General features: G+C 43.5%; 15 protein-coding genes, 1 tRNA gene and 1 pseudogene. 13 read left to right on the plus strand and 4 right to left on the minus strand.

The features are described from left to right. Positions 1 to 33: 33 nt before the first annotated feature. The gene (gene thyD, locus QT990_RS22555) at positions 34 to 960 is read right to left on the minus strand and encodes a thylakoid membrane protein ThyD (RefSeq protein WP_333143703.1); all 927 of its coding nucleotides are present in this window, start codon (positions 958 to 960) and stop codon (positions 34 to 36) included. Positions 961 to 1,454: 494 nt separating this feature from the next. Between thyD and QT990_RS22560 the strand changes: the two genes are divergently transcribed. Beyond that, entirely contained in the window at positions 1,455 to 3,086 is a 1,632-nt protein-coding gene (locus QT990_RS22560; RefSeq protein WP_333143704.1) for a DUF3352 domain-containing protein, read from the plus strand. Between the two features lie 179 nt (positions 3,087 to 3,265). On the opposite strand, the gene QT990_RS22565 is transcribed toward QT990_RS22560, so the two are convergent. The 3 genes from QT990_RS22565 to QT990_RS22575 all read right to left on the minus strand — a co-directional run bounded on the left by QT990_RS22565 (position 3,266) and on the right by QT990_RS22575 (position 4,555). Continuing rightward, positions 3,266 to 3,463: a hypothetical protein gene (locus QT990_RS22565; RefSeq protein WP_172187588.1), complete on the minus strand. Its 198-nt coding sequence runs from the start codon at positions 3,461 to 3,463 to the stop codon at positions 3,266 to 3,268. Between the two features lie 196 nt (positions 3,464 to 3,659). Beyond that, on the minus strand, positions 3,660 to 4,076 hold the full coding sequence (locus QT990_RS22570; RefSeq protein ID WP_333143705.1) for a tetratricopeptide repeat protein: 417 nt from the start codon (positions 4,074 to 4,076) through the stop codon (positions 3,660 to 3,662). A gap of 125 nt (positions 4,077 to 4,201) precedes the next feature. Continuing rightward, positions 4,202 to 4,555: a HesB/IscA family protein gene (locus QT990_RS22575; protein ID WP_006632680.1), complete on the minus strand. Its 354-nt coding sequence runs from the start codon at positions 4,553 to 4,555 to the stop codon at positions 4,202 to 4,204. A gap of 587 nt (positions 4,556 to 5,142) precedes the next feature. Between QT990_RS22575 and QT990_RS22580 the strand changes: the two genes are divergently transcribed. The 12 genes and pseudogenes from QT990_RS22580 to QT990_RS22635 all read left to right on the plus strand — a co-directional run bounded on the left by QT990_RS22580 (position 5,143) and on the right by QT990_RS22635 (position 22,579). Then, entirely contained in the window at positions 5,143 to 6,798 is a 1,656-nt protein-coding gene (locus tag QT990_RS22580; RefSeq protein ID WP_333143706.1) for a DUF6930 domain-containing protein, read from the plus strand. Positions 6,799 to 6,951: 153 nt separating this feature from the next. Continuing rightward, on the plus strand, positions 6,952 to 7,206 hold the full coding sequence (locus QT990_RS22585) for a hypothetical protein (RefSeq protein ID WP_333102672.1): 255 nt from the start codon (positions 6,952 to 6,954) through the stop codon (positions 7,204 to 7,206). Then, entirely contained in the window at positions 7,196 to 7,462 is a 267-nt protein-coding gene (locus QT990_RS22590; protein ID WP_333143707.1) for a type II toxin-antitoxin system PemK/MazF family toxin, read from the plus strand. The genes QT990_RS22585 and QT990_RS22590 overlap by 11 nt, the downstream gene beginning before the upstream one ends. A 239-nt stretch (positions 7,463 to 7,701) precedes the next feature. Next, positions 7,702 to 8,978: pseudogene (gene iscB / locus QT990_RS22595) on the plus strand (RNA-guided endonuclease IscB). Then, positions 8,956 to 9,174, plus strand: coding sequence for a hypothetical protein (locus tag QT990_RS22600; protein WP_333143708.1), 219 nt, complete (start codon positions 8,956 to 8,958; stop codon positions 9,172 to 9,174). The pseudogene iscB and the gene QT990_RS22600 overlap by 23 nt, the downstream one beginning before the upstream one ends. Positions 9,175 to 9,234: 60 nt before the next feature. Continuing rightward, complete coding sequence (gene zds / locus QT990_RS22605) at positions 9,235 to 10,671, plus strand: 9,9'-di-cis-zeta-carotene desaturase (protein WP_333307163.1); 1,437 nt, start codon at positions 9,235 to 9,237, stop codon at positions 10,669 to 10,671. A gap of 193 nt (positions 10,672 to 10,864) precedes the next feature. Continuing rightward, positions 10,865 to 11,311, plus strand: a complete 447-nt coding sequence (locus QT990_RS22610; protein WP_015175311.1) for an SRPBCC family protein — start codon at positions 10,865 to 10,867, stop codon at positions 11,309 to 11,311. A gap of 106 nt (positions 11,312 to 11,417) precedes the next feature. After that, positions 11,418 to 13,520: a serine/threonine-protein kinase gene (locus tag QT990_RS22615; RefSeq protein ID WP_333465769.1), complete on the plus strand. Its 2,103-nt coding sequence runs from the start codon at positions 11,418 to 11,420 to the stop codon at positions 13,518 to 13,520. An 86-nt stretch (positions 13,521 to 13,606) separates the two neighbouring features. Continuing rightward, positions 13,607 to 13,680, plus strand: a tRNA-Val gene (locus QT990_RS22620). Between the two features lie 265 nt (positions 13,681 to 13,945). Then, the gene (locus QT990_RS22625) at positions 13,946 to 17,290 is read left to right on the plus strand and encodes a helicase-related protein (protein ID WP_333465770.1); all 3,345 of its coding nucleotides are present in this window, start codon (positions 13,946 to 13,948) and stop codon (positions 17,288 to 17,290) included. After that, positions 17,283 to 21,098 carry an Eco57I restriction-modification methylase domain-containing protein gene (locus tag QT990_RS22630; RefSeq protein WP_333465771.1) on the plus strand — a complete coding sequence of 1,272 codons (3,816 nt, stop codon included), beginning with the start codon at positions 17,283 to 17,285 and terminating at the stop codon, positions 21,096 to 21,098. The genes QT990_RS22625 and QT990_RS22630 overlap by 8 nt, the downstream gene beginning before the upstream one ends. Further along, positions 21,095 to 22,579 (plus strand): AAA family ATPase, encoded by a 1,485-nt coding sequence (locus QT990_RS22635; RefSeq protein WP_333465772.1) that lies wholly within the window; start codon positions 21,095 to 21,097, stop codon positions 22,577 to 22,579. Before QT990_RS22630 ends, QT990_RS22635 begins: the two co-directional genes overlap by 4 nt. Positions 22,580 to 22,722: the final 143 nt, after the last annotated feature.

Here is a 22,722-nt window from a genome sequence, read left to right on the forward strand (position 1 = left end):
AATTCTATTCGGTGGGTTCTATTCCGTAGGTTCCTAACTTCCCGATAAAATCTCTTCGAGTGCTAATTTCAGCGTCGGATATTGATATTGAAAACCGCTAGCTAAAGTTTGTTTCGGCAACACTTTCTGCCCTTCCAAAACAAGTTTAGCCCCGTCTCCCAACAGCATTTCTAAAGCAAAACCTGGCACCGGCAACCAAGAAGGCCGCTTTAAAACTTCCCCTAAAGTTTGACACAATTCATTCATCCGCACCGGATTCGGTGCTGTCGCATTCAAAACGCCTTCAACTTGCGAATTTTGCAAAGCGTACAAAATTAAATCAACCACATCCTCGCGATGAATCCAAGAAAACCACTGTTTCCCAGTGCCCAGCGGCCCGCCTGCAAATAGTTTAAAAGGTGGCAGCATTTTTGCTAACGCGCCTCCCATTCCCAAAACTATCCCCAGCCGCAAAATTGCTAACCGCGTTTCCGCATTTTTTGCAGGTTGGGCGGCTGCTTCCCAGTCTTTGCAAACTGTTGCTAAAAAATCATTTCCAGCGAGGCTCGTTTCGTCAAACTCAGCGGTTTCGCTGGTTCCGTAATAGCCGATCGCCGATGCGCTAACAAACACAGATGGTCTAGGATTAGCATTGACGATCGCCTCGACCAATTTTGCCGTCGTCAGTCTGCGACTGTCCAGAATTGCTTGCTGGCGCGCCTCCGTCCACCTTTCCTCCGCAATCGGAACCCCTGCTAAATTGACAACAGCGTCGCAGCCCGCGATCGACTTTTGCCAATCACCAGACTCCGCTGGAGTGTAGGCGACAACTTCCAAATTCGGATAAGCTGAAGCCGGAAAAACTCGGCTAGCCTTCGCCGCATCCCTGCTCAAAACCACCACTTGATGTCCCGCAGCTTGCAGCTTCTCCACCAGCCGGCTACCTACAAATCCTGTTGCTCCCGCGATCGCTACTTTCATCGGAAAATTGGGTTTGAAACCCCGTCCTTTTAGGACGGCTTTACATTAATTTGAATCCCCTTCCGGGGTGGAGGGGTATGGGTGCCCCTCCGTCGGGATATGGTTGTCCCGTTCTCCTTTCGGAGTAAAGTTAGCACGCGCCTTTGTTTTAAGAGCTTGTTAGGCTGAAAGCACTATCTCTGTTACCTTAAGATTGTTTAACTCTCAGCGACAGAGCAGGGGACTAGCTACGCATCCGCCTGGTGTCGTGACTCAAAAAACGTAGTCCGCGAAGGACTTAGGCCCGTCAGGATGGCTTTCTAGATTTCTCTTTCAAGCCTTATGCCTTTAGGCTAAGGTTCCTGACCTTTTACCAATAATGCACAGTTCTAGCAGTTTAGACGATCGTCCAAACTTGTCTTTGATTATACAAAACGAGAGAGCCGGCCCGATCGCCTCCCCACAAGCTTTCTGTATTTTGATTAAACTGATATGGGACGCGAGGAACACAAACCATGCCTGCAAAAAAATCAAAGCTTCTAATTGCTGCCTCCATCGCCGCAGCAGGTAGCGCTGCGGTCTACTTTTACTTCCAGGGTTTGAGCCAAAAAGTATCCAACCCTCAAGACAGCGCCAAAGTTGTACCCGACGAAGCAATGATGGCCGCGTTTATCTCCCCCAATCCCCAAGCCCTGGCAGAGTTGCAGCGATTTGGCACGTCTGGGGCTCAAAAGTTGGTCGGTCAGGGTTTGAAGACCTTTCAAGAACAAAGCTTGGCAGGCACTCAAATCGACTTTGACAGGGACTTAAAACCTTGGTTAGGGGGGGTCATGGTCGCTTTCCTGCCCCCTGATGCTGTGACGAATACAGAGCCTCCAAAACTGCTGGTTGTAGTCAGCGTCAAAAATAAAATTAGCGCTTGGAATTTTGCGAATAAATTAAAATCTCAGCCCGGTGCAACTACTCAAGAAACCGAGTATAAAGGAGTTAAAATTTATGAGATTGCAGAGCCAACTGGCAAGCGCTACAGTGTGGCTTTGCTGAACGACCAATTAGTGATGGCTCCTTTGAGAAAGCCTGTGGAATTGGCGATCGATACTTTTAAAGGAGAACCCTCTCTCGCTACGCAGCCGAGCACAACTAAGTTTTTTGCAGAGAGTGCTGGTGTCAAGAATCCGATCGCAACTGTTTATATTGCTGACTATTCTGCTGCAATTGAGCAATTGAAAGCTAATTTGCCCGCAGATATCCAGTTGCCTTGGACAGTGCTTTCGCAGTTCAAACAAGTTAAGTCTTTGGTTGCGGGAATTGGGGCGGATAGTGCGGGATTGAGGGTAAAAACTATCGCTCAGTTAGACCCTAAATTCGTCCAGCCAAATCCACAAGTCCCATCGAAATTGTTACCCAGATTTCCCGGCGAAACTATTGCTTTAGTCGGCGGCAAGGGACTCGATCAAATTTGGTCGCAAGCGACAGCCGAGGCTAAAGATAGCCCGGAAGTTGACAGGGGAGTTCAGCAGGTGAGGAGTAGTTTTAAGCGGTTGGATTTGGATGCGGATCGAGATGTTTTTGGTTGGATGAATGGGGAATTTGCGATCGGGGCGATCGGTTCGGATCAAGGGATTTTGTCTCAGTTGGGGATGGGGGCGGCGATGATTTTTGAAACGAGCGATCGCCCTGCTGCAGAAGCAACCCTGAAAAAACTCGATGCGATCGCCAAAAGCAATGCTACAGTCAGTGTCGCCCCTAGAACCGTTGAGGGCAAAGAAGTTACGGAATGGAAAATACCCCAGCAAGGCACTTTATTCGGGCACGGTTGGCTGAATGAAAATTCTGTGTTTGTAGCTTTCGGCGGGCCTTTAGTTGATGTGATTACTTCGACGCCACCGCAACCGTTAAGCAGCAGTCCGAGTTTTCAGGCGATCGCCACTTCTTTACCGCAAGTCAACCAAGGTTACTTTTACATAGATATGGAAAAAACCATGTCTTGGGCTAACCAATATTTGCTCGCAGTACAGCCCAATTTAGTTTCGCCGCCCGTCGCTGAATTGCTCAATTCTCTCCGAGGAGTTAGCGTCGCCACAGCTTCTACACAACCGACAACTGCTCAGCTTGAGATGCTTTTTGCCTTGAAATCTAACAATTAGGGAATTGGGAATCGGTAATTGGTAATCGGGAATTGGTAATTCTTCCTTCTATCCTTCTATCCGTTAAATCCCGATTCACTGCGCGTTGCCGGACTTTTGTATGAATAAAAAAGTTGCTGCCTCTCCAGGGAGGGCAGCTACTCAAATAAAGCATCTTAAAGTCTCTCAAAACTTTAGAATTAACCTTCAGACATTCCTGATTTATTCGGCAATTGCAAATCATCGGGATCTACATAGTGACAAACTGCTTTGTCCATACAAATCAAAGCCCAGCCGGATTTATCGATGCTCATCAATTTGTAAGAAGCGGGCTGAATAAAGAAACCTTTGTGGTTGCGGGTTGCGGGTTTGATGTTAACGTGGCTGTCATTGCTCATGTTTTTACAACTCCTAGTATTATCGTAGTAAAATCTGAAAACCGCTGAGCGGGTTTGTCAATCGTCTAAGTTTTCAAATACTAGCACTGACTTCCTGAGTTTTCCATAAAGTTATTTATTGATTTATTACGATGTCGTAATAAACCGCAAAGCCGATTTCCTCGATCCCCGCCCCAAAATCGACTTGTTTGCGCCGTTACGGCTCCAGAAGCCACTGTTTAACGCGGGCGAGACTCTTCCAGTCGGGTTTTCGGCTTAATCCTTCTTCAAAATTTTTTTTAACTTCGTCGAGCAACTCTTCGGAAGCCATCACTAATTGCTGAGCCACTTCTACGTGGGGGCGCACTCCTTTTTCTTTAAGATCGAGGATCGCTACTGCTAGGTTGATGCGAGCTTGGGGGTCATGAGGGTTCAATTTAACGGCTGTTTTCGCTGCTTTTTGAGCCGGTGCAGGTTTATTTTCCAACAGGTAAAGCCACGCGAGGCTAGCCCAGGCATTGCCATTTTTAGGAGCTTTCTCGCACACTTCTTTAAACACGGGGATCAGATTAGCCGGGGCTTCGCCAGCTTGGTAGCGATCGAAACCGTCTTTAAACAATTCTTCAGGGGTCATTCGATTTTAGATTTTAGATTTTAGATTTTAGATTGGAAAGAGCATTGGGTGCGGGACGCAGCAATGCAGTCCGAGGCATTCTCAGCAATTAGCAATTACCAATCCCCAATGCCCTATTTTCCGATTTATGTAGAAAATGAACTGCCACAGCCGCAAGTTTGAGTGGCGTTGGGGTTAGTAAACTGAAAACCGCCCCCGATCATAGCATCGCTGAAGTCGAGAACCAAACCGTAGAGATAAAGAATGCTCTTGCGATCGCAAACTACCTGAAAACCATCGTAGTCGAACACTTCATCGTCGGATTTGACAGTGCTGGGATCTGCGAAATCCATCACGTAGGACATTCCAGAGCATCCGCCCTGGCGCACCCCTACCCGCAAGCAGAGGTCTTTACCTTGTTTCTCTCTCAGAGCTAAAACTTGACGGACAGCAGAGTCCGTCATTTGAATGCCGCGCTTTTCAGAAATGGCTTGAGTCATCAGAAATATGGGTTAGAAACCCCGTCCTTTTAGGACGGCTTTACATTGAGTTAAAACTTTTGTGGGGTGGAGAGGTATGGTTGCCCCTCCGGCGAGGTATGGTTGCCTCAATCTCCTTTCGGAGTAAAGTTAGCTTCGCCAATGTTTTAAGAGCTTGTTAGGCTGAAAGCACTGTTCCAGTGACCTTAGAACTGTTTAACTCTCAACGACAGAGCAAGGAACTAGCTACGCATCCCAGGGTGTCGTGACTCGAAAAACGTAGTCAGTTAAGACTTAGGCTGGTCAGAACGGCTTGTTAGATTTCTCCTTCAAGCCTCATGCCTTTAGGCTGAGGTTCCTGACAATTTGCCGAACTCCTGAGATTGTCTAATGCTAAGAGTGTAATCTTATCCCTCCATTGTACAGGCATTCGCCAGAAGGCATAAGGTTAGATGCTGAAGGCCGAATTTTTAGCTTCTAATTTTTAATTCCCGTGGGGCCTCGTTCCCCAGCTCGATGTCCTCTCCCCCTATAGGGTTTATGATTGATAAGCAGCGGTTGACCGGCTACCGGCACCGCAACAATGCTTCACCCAACGGGCTTACTCTATGGCAGCGCTGAATCGCACTACTCTTCGTCGGCTACAAAACTTACCTCAAATTCCCAGCGTGTGGGAGGGCGATCGCCGACCCTTATCTAATGCTGACTCACACATGATGCTAGATGACGATGACGTTCTAGAAGCTGGTGGCGAGTGCATTCTCTGGGTCGATGGCTCCGAAGGAGTCGTGAGGGCTATGGACATGGTAGGCCCAGATGCCGGCCCAGAGGCGCTCGTCCGGGCCCTGCTACGGGCAATGGAACATCCCCAAAGTCCGGCTCCCGCAGTCCGCCCCCAAAAAATAGTAGTCAAAAACCGAGAAATTCAATTTTATCTGCGGGGCGTACTTCAAGATTTAGGCATTTCCATTGACTACGTGCCGGAATTGCCCCTAATTGACGAAATATTTCGCGGCATGGAAGAGGTCGCCATCAACAGACCTCCTGAGTTGCCCCCTCAGTATGCTGAAGTTTTAATGGAAAAAGCTGCTCAAATTTGGCAAGATGCTCCGTGGCGGACTTTGAGCGAACACCAAATTATATCTATTGAAATCAATCAGTGGGATGTCGCCAGCCTCTACGTGTCCGTATTGGGGCAAGGCAGAATGGATTACGGAGTTTTACTTTACCGTTCTCTAGAATCCTTGAAACGGTTTCGAGAACGAGTCGTCAATAATGATGAATCTTTTGAAGATTTAGAACAGGCTTTTTTAGGGCAAGACTGTTTGTTTGTTACCTTTGAAAGTGCAGCAGATATTGATGAGGACGACGACGACGACGAAATTGATTTAGCCGATTTGCCTCCATCGGAAATTGAACCAAATTTCGGCAACCTACATCCTTTAGAAGGATTGCGATCGATCCTTTACGAAGAAGAAGCCCTCACGATGTTAGTTGCTCTCGAAGCATTTCATCGTTTTTTCCGCAACGGCCGCCGGAAATTGGGTTCAGACACTTTTCCCACTCTTAGCAGCCGCTACCGCATCCCTGTGCCGCAGCCTGACGGAGAAATTCAACAGGTATCCGTTAAAGTTTCCACGATGCCCGATGTATCAGACGAATTATTACAGATGCTCGGCGATGACGATGATGACGATGATGACGATGATGATGAATTTGACAAACCACTGCTGCGGGACGATTTGGTGCCGCAAAATTCATTTTTGAGCCTCGGCGCCGTACCTTGGGAAACGGTAGATTTCCTGCGCCAAAGTGTCCAGTTTCACCAAGGTGCAGAAGTTGATATTAATACCGCCGGAGATGGTTTGCCGGTGGTGATGATCCAAACTTCTCATCCGAAGGCAAAAACTATGATTCAGGATTTGAAAGAAGCTGGAGGCGTGAAGGGGATTGGTTTTAATCCGGGCGAAAATCCTTTTCAGGATGAGCAATACGACTTGGGTATTTTGCAAACTAAAAATGGCGAGTTGTATTTATTTGGGGAGTTTAATGAAGACGATCCGGTGCATCAGGAAGCTCGCAAGAAGTGGGATCGCCGCTGTAAATTAACCAACGGTTGGTGCGGTTTGATTATTGCTAAAGGGTTGATGGGTGCTTCTCGCGGTCAGCCTCAGTTTAAGGATATGATCGCTTTGCTTGAGGTGCGCTGGGTGTCTGCTAAAGACTTGGGAATTGGCCCACTTCAGTTGATGCCGATGTTTTGAAGTTAGTTGACTGTTGGCAGTTGGCAGTTGGCAGTTGGCAGTTGTTAATTGGCAGTTGTTAATTGCTTTGGACTGCTAATAACCAATAACATTAGTCAGCAGTCAACCGTCATCAGTCATTTTTTTTTATTTGAATGAGCAAGGAAAATGATTATGTCAAATTCTACTCAAAAGCGAGAAGTGTTAGTCGCCCTTGATGCTGAATTCGCGGAGAAAATAGACCAACTTACTGATAATTGGACGGAGGCGATCGAACAAGCTCTCCGTCTCTGGTACGCTAAGCAAATAGAAGATAAGTTGCGGAAGTTTTATCAAAACCGCAGCCCAGAAGATATTGAGGAGGAAAAAGAGTGGTTTAATTTTGTAGAGGAACAGATAGAAGAAACATGGAGCAGCGATGGACTCTAACTCAACAGGAAAAACTTATCCTCGCCAAGGTGAGATTTATCTTTCAAGGGCTTTGCGTCAGTTAGGAGATACCAAAAAAATACCTGTAGTTGTGGTTTCTCCCGATATCCGCAACGAGTTTACGGATTCTGTCATTGTTGTTCCTTTCACGAGTAACCTTGCAAGAGTAGAAAATCCAACTCGCGTCTTGATTCCTGTGGGTGAGGGAGGATTGCAAGCTGATTCTCTAGCTGTATGTAAGGAACCCCACGCTTAAAAGCGGGGGCTTTTGGGAAGTCCGGCTCGTTCCGAGCGGTTCAAGAAGAAAGCTCGAACCTTACCAGAGACAGGATTAGACCTCCGTTTTTTGAGTCATGATACCGGAGAATGCGACGCTAGTTTTCCGCTCTATCGCCAAAAGTTAAACAGGCTTAACGGGGTTAAACCAGTGCTTTTGACACAACAAGCTCATAAAACATTCAAGGGAGCGAACTTTACCCAGCAATGGAGGACTTTATGTCTAATTTCGTTTTTGTACTTGATACCCAAAAACGACCGCTCAATCCAATCCGCCCAGGAATGGCTCGTAAATTGCTAACCACTGGCAAAGCTGCTGTTTTCAAAAGGTATCCATTCACGCTAATTCTCAAAGTAGAGGTAACGGTATCCCAACAACCCATCACTCTTAAAATAGATCCTGGCTCCAAAACCACGGGCATTGCATTAGTCGAAGGAGAAAACGTAATCTTTGGTGCAGAACTAACTCACGCCCGGTCAATCAATTAAAGCCTGTTTGGAGTCTCGCCGTTCACTGCGTAGAGCCAGGAGAAATCGCCATACTCGTTATCGAAAGGCTAGATTTCTAAATAGAACTTGCCCTAAAGGATGGCTGGCTCCAAGCTTGCAACATCGTGTCGAAACAATCCTGACATGGGTAACTAGATTAATGAAAGTCGCTCCCATTAGTTCTATTGCTCAAGAACTTGTGCGATTCGACTTACAACGACTAGAAAATCCAGAAATTAGTGGACTGGAGTACCAGCAAGGCGTTTTATGTGGTTACGAAATCCGCGAATACTTGTTGAATAAATGGGATAGGAAGTGCGCGTATTGTGGAGTTACGGATACACCGCTACAAGTCGAACACATTCATCCTAAAGCCAAAGGCGGATCTAATCGTATTTCTAATCTTTGCCTTGCTTGCGAAAATTGTAATACTCGGAAGGGAACTCAAGATATTGAGCAATTCCTCTCCAAAAAGCCAGAAATTTTGAAGCGAATTCTATCTCAAGCAAAGCGGTCTTTAAAAGACGCAGCAGCAGTCAATTCAACTCGCTGGGCGTTATTTAACCGACTTCGTATGAATGGCTTGCTTGTTTCTACAGGCAGTGGTGGTCTAACAAAGTTCAACCGCACTCGATTAAATTTAGCTAAAACTCACTGGTTAGATGCTGCAAGTGTAGGCAAAGTCGAAGAATTAAAAGTGCTGACTTCTCAACCGCTGCTAATTAAGGCAGCAGGACACGGTACTCGACAAATGTGCGGCACAGATAAGTTTGGCTTCCCAATTCGTCACAAGTCGAGAAAGCAAATCCATTTCGGTTTTCTTGCCTGGCGATATTGTCAGCGCTACCGTCACAGCAGGCAAGAAGGTCGGCACCTATGTGGGACGAATTCTTTGCCGCGCATCCGGTTCGTTCGACATCGCCACAACGACGGGAAGAGTAGCAGGAATTAGTCATAAATATTGCAAATCTATTCACAAAAAAGATGGCTATTCCTATGGATTTTAATTCAAGGCGACTGAAGTCGCAGCCGCTTTCCTCCCCATGTCTAAAGCCAGGGGCTTCTCGCTCGTTTTCTGGTGAAAACGTTTCTGCTTTGCGGCAGACATTCCTAGAACAAGGCCCTTATGGTCAAATTAGTGCCGATGTCCTAGCCAGAATTCAGAGGGCTGTACAAGTGTCGATCGGCATTTATGAACTTTGAATGTTTCGGAAATTCTAAATTTTGTTACAATTTGTAAAAATACTGTAAAGGATAGGTAAAATGCGGGTTGCGATCGCAGGTGCGGGACTGGCTGGAATGACCACAGCAGTCGATTTAGTGGAAGCCGGCCACGAAGTAGAAATTTTTGAATCCCGCCCCTTTGTCGGCGGCAAAGTCGGCAGTTGGGTAGATCCAGACGGCAATCACGTTGAAATGGGTTTGCACGTCTTCTTCGGCTGCTATTATAACTTATTTGCCCTGATGAAAAAAGTGGGGGCTTTTGACGATTTGCTCCTCAAAGAACACGTCCACACTTTTATCAATCGAGGCGGCGAAACTGGTTCTTTGGATTTTCGCTTTCCCGTGGGTGCTCCTTTGCACGGATTGAAGGCATTTTTTACTACATCCCAGCTATCCGTACAAGACAAAATTCAAAATGCGATCGCCCTGGGAACTAGCCCGATCGTCCGAGGTTTGATAGACTTTGAAGGAGCGATGAAAACTATCCGCGATTTGGATAAAATTAGCTTTGCTGACTGGTTCCGCAGCCAAGGTGGCAACCAAAACTCGCTCAAAAGAATGTGGAATCCGATCGCCTACGCACTGGGTTTTATCGACACTGAAAATATTTCTGCCCGGTGTATGTTGACAATCTTTCAATTCTTTGCATCGAAAACCGAAGCCTCTGTCATGCGGATGCTGGCTGGTTCTCCCAACGAATATTTGCACAAACCAATTGTGGAATATTTGGAAAAGAAAGGAGCAAAAATTTACACGCGGCGCAGAGTCCGAGAAATTCAGTTTGAAGAAGGCGAAGAAACCCGCGTAACAGGCTTGGTAGTAGCCAACGGCGAAACAGAAGAAAATATTACCGCCGATGCTTACGTTTTCGCCTGCGACGTGCCAGGAATTCAGAAAATATTGCCCCCAGCTTGGCGCAAATGGTCAGAATTTGACAACATTTATAAGTTAGATGCCGTGCCAGTTGCTACAGTACAATTGCGGTTCGACGGTTGGGTAACGGAACTGGAAGACGAAGCCAAGCGCAAACAGTTGAGCCACGCTGTAGGAATCGATAATTTGCTGTATTCAGCAGATGCAGACTTTTCCTGTTTTGCAGACCTAGCGCTGGCAAGTCCCAAGGATTATTATAAAGAAGGACAAGGCTCGCTGCTCCAGTTGGTGCTGACACCGGGAGATCCGTTTATTAAACAAAGCAATGAGGCGATCGCCCAACACGTACTTAAGCAAGTTCAGGATTTATTTCCCTCAGCGCGGGAATTAAACATGACTTGGTACAGTGTAGTGAAGCTCGCTCAATCTTTGTATCGCGAAGCACCGGGAATGGATGTTTTCCGCCCTGCTCAAAAAACTCCGATCGCCAATTTCTTTCTAGCAGGAAGTTACACTCAGCAAGACTACATTGATAGCATGGAAGGAGCGACACTTTCAGGCCATCAAGCGGCTAAGGCAATTCTCGAAGCTTACAGTCATTAGTCCTTAGTCTTCTATCGTTTTCTCTCATTCCCAGGCTCTGCCTGGGAAGGGCTATCAGGAGGCTCTGCCTCCAGTATTCGAGAGGAAAAGTGAGGCGGAGCCTCTGGATCTGCGTTACCAGGCAGAGCCTGGTAACAAGAAAAAAAGAAACAATTCTTCAATCTAAAATCTAAAATCTAAAATCTAAAATCCCATGACTGATTGGTTAGAACACAGCGTCCAAGTAGAAGTGGCAATTCCCATCGAATTAGCGTGGCAACTCTGGTCAGATTTAGAGCAAATGCCGCGCTGGATGAAGTGGATAGAATCTGTTCATGTTCTCGAAGAAGATCCAGAATTGTCTCGCTGGAAACTCGCAACTGGCGGGTTAGAATTTAGCTGGCTTTCTCGGATTCTCAAATTAGTGCCGAATCAGATAATTCAGTGGGAATCGGTAGACGGCTTACCAAATCGAGGTGCCGTAAGATTTTACGATCGCAAAGACAGCAGTATCGTCAAGCTGACAGTGGCTTACGGAATTCCCGGCTGGCTGGGAAAATTGATGGATAACCTATTTCTGGGCCGCGTGGTTGAATCGACAATTCAGGCTGACTTGGAAAGGTTTAAAGAGTATGCTCTGAAAGTGAAAGCCACATCTTAAATTCTGAGGACTTTAGTCCTTTGGTTTTTAATTGTAACGCGAGAGTCGATCGCGCTTGGGCGTCAGTATCATAGAGATGTGCTGCTGATTCCTTCTCGGTTTAGTTATGAGTTATTGCCTAAACCCCGCCTGTCAAAACCCGCAAAATGCCGATCGTACCCAATTCTGCCTGAATTGCGGCTCCAAACTGTTGCTCAGAGAGCGTTACCGCGCCATCAAACCCCTTGGGCGCGGCGGTTTCGGCCGCACTTTTTTAGCAATAGACCAAGACAAACCCTCAAAACCGCGCTGTGCAATTAAACAGTTTTTCCCGCTATCCCAAGGTACCAGCAGCAGCGAGAAAGCAGCAGAATTATTCAACCGAGAAGCGGTGCGGCTGGACGAATTGGGGAAACACCCGCAAATTCCCGAACTGTTGGCGCACTTTCAGCAGGAACGCTATCAGTATTTGGTACAGGAATTTATAGAAGGTCAGAATTTACAGGAAGAGTTGGGGCGGACTGGGCCTTTCAGCGAAAGTAAGATTCTCAGTCTGCTGAAGGATTTATTGCCAGTATTGCAGTTCGTGCACGATCGCAGTGTAATTCACCGAGATATTAAACCCCCCAATATTATCCGCCGCCGCCTTTCTCAAACTCCCACCATTTATACTTACCCCACCTTAACTGGGGAGTTAGTTTTAGTTGATTTTGGCGCTGCAAAACTTGTGGAGGGTTTGAGAGAAACCGGTACAGTCATCGGTTCTCCCGAATTTGTGGCGCCGGAACAAATTAGAGGTCAAGCGGTTTATGCCAGTGATTTGTACAGTTTGGGAGTAACTTGCATTTATTTGCTGACTCAAATATCTCCTTTTGATTTGTTCGATATCAATCAAGATGCTTGGGTTTGGCGAGACTTTTTGAAGGTTCCAATTGATCCGAAATTAAGTCGCATCCTCGACAAAATGATCGAATCGAGTCTCAGTCGGCGCTACAAATCTGTAGCTGAGGTATTGAAAGATTTGCAGCCGCAGCAGTCGGCGGGGGCGGGCACGGGGACGGGCACGGGGGCGGGCACGGGGACGGGCACGGGGGCGGGCACGGGGACGGGCACGGGGGCGGGCACGGGGGCACCGCCCCTACCAGCGCCTAAAATTCCCGTGCCGCAGAGGACGCCTGTGGTGCAGAATGCAGTGCCGCCAACGGTTGCAGGCACCATTTTACCTGTGCCGCCGATGCAGCGGGTTGTACCGGCACGCGCGCCTACTTGGAGGTGTGTTCATACTCTGGTAGGGCATTCTAATGCTGTTACGTCGGTAGCTTTCAGTCCTGATGGCGCGACTTTAGCTAGCGGCAGTGAGGACAAGACGATTGAGATGTGGAAGTTGGAGACTGGTAGGCGGTGGTACACTCTCACGGGTCATTCTGATTGGGTGACTTGTGTGGCGTTTAGTCCTGATGGCGCGACTTTGGCTAGTGGCGGCCGGGACAAAATGATTCATATTTGGGATTTGAATAAGGGTAAGTGGTGGTACGCTTTGGCTGGTCATTCTGACAGGGTTTCTGCTGTGGCGTTTAGTCGGGATGGTCAGGTTTTGGCTAGCGGCAGTCGGGACAAAACTGTGCAGTTGTGGAATTTGAATAAGGGAAGGCGGATGTCGGCTTTGACTGGTCACGCTGGCGGGGTGGAGGCGGTGGCTTTTAGTTCTGGCGGGGAGTTTTTGGCTAGTGCGAGTCGGGACAAGACTGTGCAGTTGTGGGATTGGCAAAATGGTCGATCGATTTGTACTCTGGCAGAGCACGGAGATTGGGTGCGGGCGATCGTTTTTGCTGCGAGTTCCCCCAACTCCCTGGCCGGTCAGACCCCCCCCAGCCCCCCCTTGGTAAGGGGGGGAGTAGGAGAAGGATTGATTTTGGGGACGGGGAGTCGGGATGGTACGGCGAAGCTGTGGCGGGTGGATGCACAGGGGCGAGGGACGCTGCTGCGGAGTATGAGGGACAATTCTGGGGATGTTTTGTGTGTGGCGTTGAGTCCCGATGGTCGGGTTTTGGCGACGGGGAGTCGGGATGGCACGATTTATTTGTGGGATGCGGGTACGGGGGGTTTGCTGGAAATTCTGACGGGCCACGGGGGCGAGGTTTTGTCGGTGGCGTTTAGTCCTGATGGGGGGAGTTTGGCTAGCGGTGCGGGCGATCGAACTGTGAAGATTTGGCGGGGGATGGGGCATTAGGGGCGATGTCAAGAGTGCCTGCTTAAAAAATTTCATATTTATGCTTGACAGGCGATCGAATGTTCTGCTACATTAGGAATTCGTGAGGACGCATAGCTCAGTTGGTTAGAGCACTACGTTGACATCGTAGGGGTCACTGGTTCGAGTCCAGTTGTGTCCATGAATTTCCATCATTTATAAATCAAGGGTTTTAGGTTTTCGATCTCACTAAGAGTTCTGTTTTGCGCTGATATTTCGCTCACTCTTCCCTTAATGTAGCCTCTCCGTAGGGTGTCCCGGAGCCGAAAAATCTGTTGAAATCGAAATAATCAATGTCCGGGGCATCCTACAAGTTGATTTAACTGTGACACTTGCGTAAGTCCTACAAGATTTTAACATTCTTAAAAAAAATATGTTTAACAATAAACCTTGAACAGGTAAAAAATATGCCCCGTTCGATTTTTTCCTTATCATATTCAGGCATTAAAGATAACCACACACGGGGGTGTGTTGGTGAATTTTTAAAATTTAAAATCAAAGAAGGTTCCCGCTTATCAATTGTTTCAGCTTATTTTACAATTTATGCTTTTGAAGAGCTGAAAGAACAGCTATTGAAAATTGAAAAATTACAATTCCTGTTTGGCGAACCAACTTTTGTTCTCGATCCTCACAGAAATGAAACCAAAGCCTTCTTAATCGATCGAGAAGGGTTAACCCTCCAAAAGCAGCTTCAACAAAAACGTTTAGCGAAAGATTGTGCTGACTGGATTAGAGAAAAAGTAGAGATAAAATCGATCGCAAAGTCTAACTTCTTGCACGGAAAACTCTATCATATTGACAATGAAGTACAGGACATCAGACCCGATGGATCGACAACCATTTATCGAGTTCCATCCGCGATTATGGGAAGTTCTAATTTTACCATAAAAGGCTTAGGATTGTCTAACAATATCAACAATATTGAATTAAATTTAATCGTCAGTAGCATAGAAGACACTTATGATTTCAAAGTTTGGTTTGACCAAATTTGGAACAATGAAGAATTGGTCAAAGATATTAAAGCAGATGTCTTGTTTTATTTAGAACAATTATATACTAACTCCACCCCAGAACTGGTTTACTACAAAACCCTATTTCATATCTTTGAAAAATTTTTAGCCGACCAACAAGACGCGGGATTGTTCAGTGAAAGCAACCAGCTAGTTGATACTACCATATGGAATACTTTATTGGAATTTCAAAAACATGGCGTAATAGGAGCAATTAATAAAATTCGCACCCACAATGGTTGTATTATTGCCGATAGTGTGGGTTTAGGAAAAACCTATGAAGCCTTAGCAGTTATTAAATATTTTGAAATCCTGAACTATAGAGTTTTAGTGTTATGTCCAAAAAAGTTACGCGAAAACTGGACAATCTATCACGCACAGAATAATAGTGAAGTAAATCCATTTGTTAGCGATCGCTTTAATTATACAGTCTTATCTCACACAGATTTAAGTCGTGAGTCTGGCAAATCCGGTGATACAGATTTAGGGACTCTTAACTGGGGAAATTATGACCTAGTAGTAATTGATGAGTCCCATAATTTCCGCAACAACACTAAGGGTAAGCGAGATGAAGATGGAAATATAATTCGTAAAAGTCGTTATGAGCGACTGATGGATGACATTATTAAAGCTGGCATTAAAACCAAGGTTCTCTTACTCTCTGCTACTCCTGTTAACAATAACCTGACTGATTTAAGACATCAGCTTGAATTTATCACTGAAGGCAAGGATGATGCTTTTCAAGCATCAATTGGTGTAGTTAGTCTGAAAGATACTCTAGCTAGCGCTCAACGAGCTTTTACCACTTGGTCAAAAAAGAGTATTCGCATAACTAGCGAACTCTTAAATTCCCTTGATTCTGGTTTTTTTAAACTGCTTGACGAATTAACCATAGCTCGTTCTCGCAAACATATTCAAAAATATTATAAAGATGTTGTAGAGCAATTAGGCGGCTTCCCAATTAGGATAAAACCCTTGTCTATCTTTCCAACAATTGATTTGAAAGGTAAGTTTATGTCCTACGACAAACTCAATGATGAAATTTCTAATTATCAATTGTCATTATTTAACCCTTCTAAATATGTTTTGCCGCAGTACAGAGAAGAATACGAACATAAATCAGGACAAAGATTTAAGCAGAGTGTACGCGAATATTTCCTCATCGGGATGATGAAAGTTAACTTTCTTAAACGGCTGGAAAGTTCGGTGACATCCTTTGCAATTACGATGGCAAGGACTATCGCTAAAATTGCCGATTTACAGGAACGAATTAAAACCTTTAAGCAGTTTCGAGATCAAAACCAGAATATTGAGTTTAATCAGTTAAATCTTGAAGATATTGATGATGAAGAACTACAAGCAGCTATCGAGGTTGGTTCCAGGTTTACTTTTAAGATGGCACATCTTGATACTGATGAATGGTTAAAAGATTTAGCAGAGGATAAGCAACAACTCAAGATTCTTTATAATTCAGCTTTGCAGGTTGATGAAACACGGGATGCCAAGTTAGCCGATTTGAAAAACTTGATTCAAAACAAAGTAAAACAGCCAACAATTAATAAACAAAATCAACCTAACCGTAAAGTTTTGGTATTTACTGCTTTTGCCGATACAGCAGAGTATCTTTATCAGGCTTTGCACGAATGGATCGCAACTTCTAAGCTCAATATTAACATAGCTTTAGTAGTTGGGGGAACTGGCCGAAATAAAACCACATTTGGCAAGAATGAGTTCAATCAAATTCTGACTAATTTCTCTCCCATTTCCAAAAAGCGCGACAAGATGCCATCTATGCCCCAAGATGGAGAGATTGATTTATTGATTGCGACAGATTGTATTTCTGAAGGGCAAAATTTACAGGATTGCGATTATCTAGTTAATTACGATATTCATTGGAATCCAGTCAGAATCATTCAGCGTTTTGGACGGATTGACCGTATCGGTAGTGTTAACCATACAGTACAGTTAGTGAATTTCTGGCCTACTGATGACTTAAATAAATACATCAATCTCAAAAATCGAGTAGAAGCAAGGATGGCGTTGGTAGATATTGCCGCTACCTTTGAAGACAACTTGCTGGAACCGGATGAAATTGAAGAGTTAATTCAAACGGATTTAAAATATAGAGATAAACAGTTATTACGATTGCAGAATGAGGTATTAGATTTAGAGGATTTCAACGAAAGCGTTGCCCTCAATGAGTTTACCTTAGATGACTTTCGCATTGAACTAAGTAATTATTTGCAAAGGAACCAGAAACAGCTAGAAGATGCACCTTTGGGTATTTATGCAGTCGTTCCACCAGCGTCGGAAAATCCGATAATTGCACCAGGAGTAATTTTTTGTTTAAAACAGAAAGGTGATACTTCGGGAAATGAGCAGGTTAATCCTCTGCAACCGTACTTTCTCGTGTATATTAGAGAGGATCAGGTAGTACGTTTCAGTTTTGCTCAACCTAAGCAGATTTTAGAGATGTTTCGGTTGTTATGTGCGAATCAGGCGCAAGCTTATGACTCGTTGTGTAATTTGTTTGACAACCAGACCAATAACGGGGCAGATATGAGTGTTTATAACGATTTACTTGAGAGGGCGGTTGATTCGATTACTCGGACTTTTAAGAAGCGGTTAGGTAGTAATTTGTTTAAGTCTGGTAAAGGTGCGGTAATGCCTGAACACAAAAAACAGGTGACAAGCCAAACTGATTTCGATTTAATTACATGGTTGGTGATTAAAGATGAATGAACAACACATGAAAGATAAAATTGCGAAATCTATCCAAAATTTAGCTGCGGGTAATGCAGCCCAGAAGCTAGAGCTATTATTCCAAACTCTAGGATATACGACGCAAAGAAAATTTGAGTTAGATAGCAATCACCCTGAAGATTTTATCGATACTTTTGGATTTGGGGAAATCAACCAGCAACGGGCGAGTTTATCTCAATGGAAGTCGGTTGATTTTTTGTTTCAACTAACTGAAGATGAGATTAAATCCAATGGTCAATTAGGATTTTCGAGTAACATAGATAAAAATTATCTGCAATCTTATATTTTCTTGGCGGTTGAGCTGCGCGAGAATGATTACACACGCAGTCAGCTATCGGATATTACTCGCGAAGTTAACCGTCAATCTGATATTCCGATTATGGTTTTATTCCGACATGGTGAGTGTTTTACTTTGTCGATAATTAACCGCCGTCCTAATAAACGAGAAACTTCTAAGGATGTTTTAGAAAAAATCACTTTAATTAAAAGTATTAATATTTTTCAGCCCCATCGCGCTCATATTGAAATACTTTTTGACCTTTCATTACCTCAGTTGTTTAAACAGTATCAATTTACCAATTTTGACGAATTACATGATGCTTGGCAGAAAACTCTTGATACTTCTGAACTAAATAAACGGTTTTTTAAAGAAGTAGCTAACTGGTATTTTTGGGCGGTACAAAATGTTACTTTTCCCGAAGGTGCGGGGGGAAATGTCGAGATTCGTAATGCTACTAGCGTTATTCGTTTAATTACGAGATTAATTTTTGTTTGGTTTCTCAAGGAAAAAGGGTTGGTACCAGATGATTTGTTTAACTATCAAAGGGTACAGCAATTAATCAAGTCCAATGAACCGACAGAAAGCACTTATTATAAAGCGATTTTGCAAAATTTATTCTTTGCAACGCTGAATCAGGAGATGAATACTCCTAGTAAACCTGATAATCGTAAGTTTAGAAATAAGGCGAAGCAAGCAGGGGGACGTGACCAAAATTACATGGTGCATAATGTCTATCGCTATGAGGATTATTTTCACGATTCCCCAGCGATACTCAGATTGTTTGATAATATTCCTTTTCTGAATGGTGGTTTATTTGAATGTTTGGATAAACCCGATCAATATCAGCCTAAACAAATTGTCCGCATTGATGGTTTTTCGGAACGTCAGGATAATCGGCTAAATATTCCTAATTGTCTATTTTTTAGTGAATCCGCTCAACAAATTGATCTGAATGATGTTTACGGGACCAAAAACAAGCGCTATACGGTGCGAGGTTTAATTAATATTTTTCATAGTTATAAGTTTACTGTTACTGAAAATACCCCGATTGAGGAAGAAATTGCCCTTGATCCTGAGTTGTTAGGGAAGGTGTTTGAAAATTTACTCGCTGCTTATAACCCGGAAACGAATACCACTGCTAGGAAGCAAACCGGATCTTTTTATACGCCGCGTGAAATTGTTGATTACATGGTAGATGAGGCATTAATTGCTTGTTTGGAAGGTAAATTGAGTTCACTCAGTGGAGAAAGAGAAGTGAATCAAAGGTTGCGCCATCTGTTTGCTTATAATAATCAGCAGCATCAGTTTACAGATACAGAAGTATCAGGATTGATTGAGGCGATTGATAATTTGAAAATTCTCGACCCGGCTTGCGGTTCGGGTGCTTTTCCGATGGGTATTTTGCATAAGTTGGTGTATATTCTGAGTAAGCTTGACCCGCAAAATGGCAGATGGAAGGAAAAGCAAATATCTAAGGCGAGTGAGATTCCTGATGGCACGATTCGAGAAAAGGTAATTGAGGATATTGAGCAAGCTTTTGAGCATAATGAGTTGGATTATGGACGGAAGTTATATTTAATTGAAAACTGCATTTATGGGGTAGATATTCAGCCGGTGGCTATCCAGATTTCTAAGTTAAGGTTTTTCATTTCGCTGATTGTTCACCAAAATATTGATGATTCTCAGGAAAATCGGGGTGTACGTCCTTTACCGAATTTGGAAACTAAGTTTGTGGCGGCTAATGCTTTGATTGGAATTAAAGGGGCTGCTGATTTTACTTTACGCGATCCTCGCATTGAACAAAAGGAAAAGGAATTAGCAGAGGTTCGCAAAAGTTATTTTATGGCTCGTACTCCTAAAACTAAGGCTAAGTATCGAGAATTGGATGATCAAGTTCGTCATCAGATTAGTGAGATTCTTAAAAGTGGTGGCTTTCCGAGTGAAAGTGCGGAAAAGTTGGCTAATTGGAAGCCTTACGAGCAAAATGCTGTGGCTGATTTCTTTGATTCAGAATGGATGTTTGGGCTAGGTGATGGTTTTGATATTTGTATTGGCAATCCGCCCTATGTGCGCCAAGAACAAATTAAAGAGTTTAAACCTATCTTTAAAAGTCAGTATGATTGTTATACAGGTGTAGCTGATTTGTATGTTTATTTTTATGAGCAAGGGTTAAAGCTCCTGAAAAATCAAGGTATTCTCTGCTACATCTCATCAAATAAATATTTTCGCTCTGGTTACGGGGAAAAGCTGCGTAAGTTTTTAGCTAATGAATCGACTATTCAGCAATTAATTGATTTTGGTGATGCACCGATTTTTACGGCTATTGCTTACCCTAGCATCATTATTGCTAGTAAAGAACAGCCTAAAAATCATCAAACTCGCGTTTTAAATTGGGAATTAGGGCAACCTTTCGATCAGTTTGCTTCAGTGTTTGAAAATCAGAGCTTTTTGATGGCACAAAAGGAGTTGACTGCTGATGGTTGGCGGCTAGAGTCGTCAACAGTTCTCAATTTGTTGGAAAAACTGCGAAAAGCTGGTACACCGCTAGGGGAATATGTGAATGGCAGATTTTATCGTGGCATTTTAACTGGTTTTAACGAAGCATTTGTGGTGGATAGAGAAACGCGAGATAGGCTAATTGCTGAACATCCATCATCGGCGGAAGTTCTCAAACCTTTTTTGCGTGGAAGGGATGTTAAAAGATGGAGTGTTGAATATCAAAACTTATGGTTGATTTTTACAAGACGAGGAATTGATATCAAGAAGTATCCAGCTATTGAAAATTACCTAAGCCAGTACCAAGAAAAGCTCACACCAGGTACAGGTAGAAAAGCAGGTACTTATAAATGGTACCAAATTCAGGATAACATTGCTTATTGGCAAGAGTTTGAGCAGCCTAAAATTGTTTACCCAGATATTGCTATTCGTTGTGAATTTGCTTTTGATACTAATAGTTTTTACCCTGACTGTACCTTGTTTTTGATTCCAGCAGAGTCAAAATATTTACTAGGCTTTCTTAACTCTGGAATGATACAATTTTTTATCAATCAAATTTGTCCTGCTGTGCGTGGTGACTTTAAGCGTTTCAAATCTATCTATGTCTCTCAAATTCCTATCCCTACGACCACTGAACCACAGCGCAATGTTATTGAAACCCTAGTTAATTACATAATCTACCTTACCGCCGAACTCAAAGATATTCCTAGTCATGGCGAAAAGATGGTAGAAACAGCAGAAGACAAATTGATGCTGAGTTATTTTGAGCAAGTTGTGGATGCACTGGTAATGGAGTTATATTTACCCGAAGAATTGCACAGCCATGACAAATACTTCATGAGTCATGTGTTATCGGAAAATCTTCCCGCTTTCGATACCATCAAAGGTGATAAAATGCCAGCGCTGAGACAAATATTTAAACGAATATTTGACTCTGAGCATCCGATTCGGGTTAATATTTATTTTTTGAATAGTTTAGAAGTCGTGCGGATTATTAGAGGTTTAGGATGAGAATTATTAAAGTTGAGATTAAAAATTTTCGTGCTTTCTACAATCATCATATTGTCGAATTAGCAAAAGTTGGAGAACGTGGTAAACCAAACTTACTGATTTATGGTGAAAATGGTAGCGGTAAATCCTCCCTTTTATTAGCACTTCAGTATCTGCTTGAATCTGGAATTAATAATCTAGACTTTGAGCAATATAAAAATATCTTTGCACCGGAAACTGACGAAGGCTATATCAAATTCTTTTTGCGACAAAACCTGAATACACCCCAAATTGTTCACGAGTGGTCATCTACCACCCGCACTACCAACGATCCAGACATAATTGCCGCATCTCAAGCTAAAGGTATCCTAGACTATAAACGTTTACTTGAAGTTCATTTTATCCATCACAAAGAGCCCGAAGTCAATATTTTTGAGCTATTACTTCATAGCCTGTTAGGACAGTGTATTAATGACCTTCATCCTCTGCAAAAAACCTTTCCTGATAACTGGAGAGACTTACTAGCAATTGTTCCCAAACAAAAAAATCACAAGCGCAAAATTGCTATTTTTGAAGCCGAAAGCCAAATCTTTAATCAAGGACTACGCGCCAAGCTCAACGAGTTAGAGCAAAAAGCCACAGAACTGATGAATTACTTTGGCTATAAAATTGTCATTTCTTTACATTTTCAAGGCATTACTTTTGATAACACAGCCAAATATAGAGACGACCAAAAAGAAAATTGTATTGACAATCGGAAGATTTTATTAAAAATTAAGTTCCTAGAACGCGAAATATCTAGTCCACATCACTTCCTGAATGAAGCAAAACTCTCTGCTATTGCGATCGCGCTTTATTTTAGCTCTCTCCTCGTAGCACCGAAACCCCAACTCAAACTACTCGCCTTAGATGATATTTTTATTGGCTTAGATATGTCTAATCGCCTCCCCTTAATTGATATTATCAAAGATCAATTCAGCGATTACCAAATATTTTTGATGACCTACGATCGGGAGTGGTATGAAATTCTTAAACAGAGATTTGATGGTAACAAATGGGTTTTTCAGGAACTTTATTGCGGAAAAATTACAGATGATTTAGAAATTCCTGTCTGGAAGCAAGACACTGATTATTTAGACAAAGCTCAACAATATCTCACCCCGACTCCCCCTCAAGCTCCCGATCTCAAAGCATCCGCTGTATATTTGCGTACCGCCTTTGAAGTCATCCTCAAAAAATTCTGTGATAAGCATTACTTAAAGGTAAAATATCAAGAAGAGTCTAAAAAATTAACAACCGATGACTTTTGGCAACCAATTATCGCCTACAAGAAACAGGATAACACGGAGTTTGTAAGTTTAACCTGCAAACAAAATATTGAATTATATCGTTCATTAATTATGAACCCTCTAAATCATGCACGAATTACCCAAACTTACGATCGCGAAATTCAAGAAGCAATTGATGCAGTAAAAACTCTCAAACATGAGTTGGGGATATGATATTAAACTAATACTGAGTGATATCGACAGAAAACCTCATGACCGAACTGTTAGATGAGGCGCGATAGATAGAAATCGCGACCCCGATCAAAAGCCAAGCTAAAACTTGCTTTGACAACGCTTGTAAGGCAGCCTTAGCTATT

The sequence above is a fragment of the Microcoleus sp. T3_B1 genome (assembly GCF_036700445.1).
Lineage (GTDB): Bacteria > Cyanobacteriota > Cyanobacteriia > Cyanobacteriales > Microcoleaceae > Microcoleus.

Excerpts from the sequence above, each read along its gene's own strand:
- QT990_RS22610 (WP_015175311.1), top strand. The coding sequence starts at position 10,865 with ATGACTGATTGGTTAGAACACAGCGTCCAAGTAGAAGTGGCAATTCCC.
- QT990_RS22565 (WP_172187588.1), bottom strand. The coding sequence starts at position 3,463 with ATGAGCAATGACAGCCACGTTAACATCAAACCCGCAACCCGCAACCAC.
- QT990_RS22590 (WP_333143707.1), top strand. The coding sequence starts at position 7,196 with ATGGACTCTAACTCAACAGGAAAAACTTATCCTCGCCAAGGTGAGATT.
- QT990_RS22600 (WP_333143708.1), top strand. The coding sequence starts at position 8,956 with ATGGCTATTCCTATGGATTTTAATTCAAGGCGACTGAAGTCGCAGCCG.
- QT990_RS22575 (WP_006632680.1), bottom strand. The coding sequence starts at position 4,555 with ATGACTCAAGCCATTTCTGAAAAGCGCGGCATTCAAATGACGGACTCT.
- QT990_RS22560 (WP_333143704.1), top strand. The coding sequence starts at position 1,455 with ATGCCTGCAAAAAAATCAAAGCTTCTAATTGCTGCCTCCATCGCCGCA.
- QT990_RS22615 (WP_333465769.1), top strand. The coding sequence starts at position 11,418 with ATGAGTTATTGCCTAAACCCCGCCTGTCAAAACCCGCAAAATGCCGAT.
- zds (WP_333307163.1), top strand. The coding sequence starts at position 9,235 with ATGCGGGTTGCGATCGCAGGTGCGGGACTGGCTGGAATGACCACAGCA.
- QT990_RS22580 (WP_333143706.1), top strand. The coding sequence starts at position 5,143 with ATGGCAGCGCTGAATCGCACTACTCTTCGTCGGCTACAAAACTTACCT.
- thyD (WP_333143703.1), bottom strand. The coding sequence starts at position 960 with ATGAAAGTAGCGATCGCGGGAGCAACAGGATTTGTAGGTAGCCGGCTG.
- QT990_RS22585 (WP_333102672.1), top strand. The coding sequence starts at position 6,952 with ATGTCAAATTCTACTCAAAAGCGAGAAGTGTTAGTCGCCCTTGATGCT.
- QT990_RS22570 (WP_333143705.1), bottom strand. The coding sequence starts at position 4,076 with ATGACCCCTGAAGAATTGTTTAAAGACGGTTTCGATCGCTACCAAGCT.
- QT990_RS22630 (WP_333465771.1), top strand. The coding sequence starts at position 17,283 with ATGAATGAACAACACATGAAAGATAAAATTGCGAAATCTATCCAAAAT.
- QT990_RS22635 (WP_333465772.1), top strand. The coding sequence starts at position 21,095 with ATGAGAATTATTAAAGTTGAGATTAAAAATTTTCGTGCTTTCTACAAT.
- QT990_RS22625 (WP_333465770.1), top strand. The coding sequence starts at position 13,946 with ATGCCCCGTTCGATTTTTTCCTTATCATATTCAGGCATTAAAGATAAC.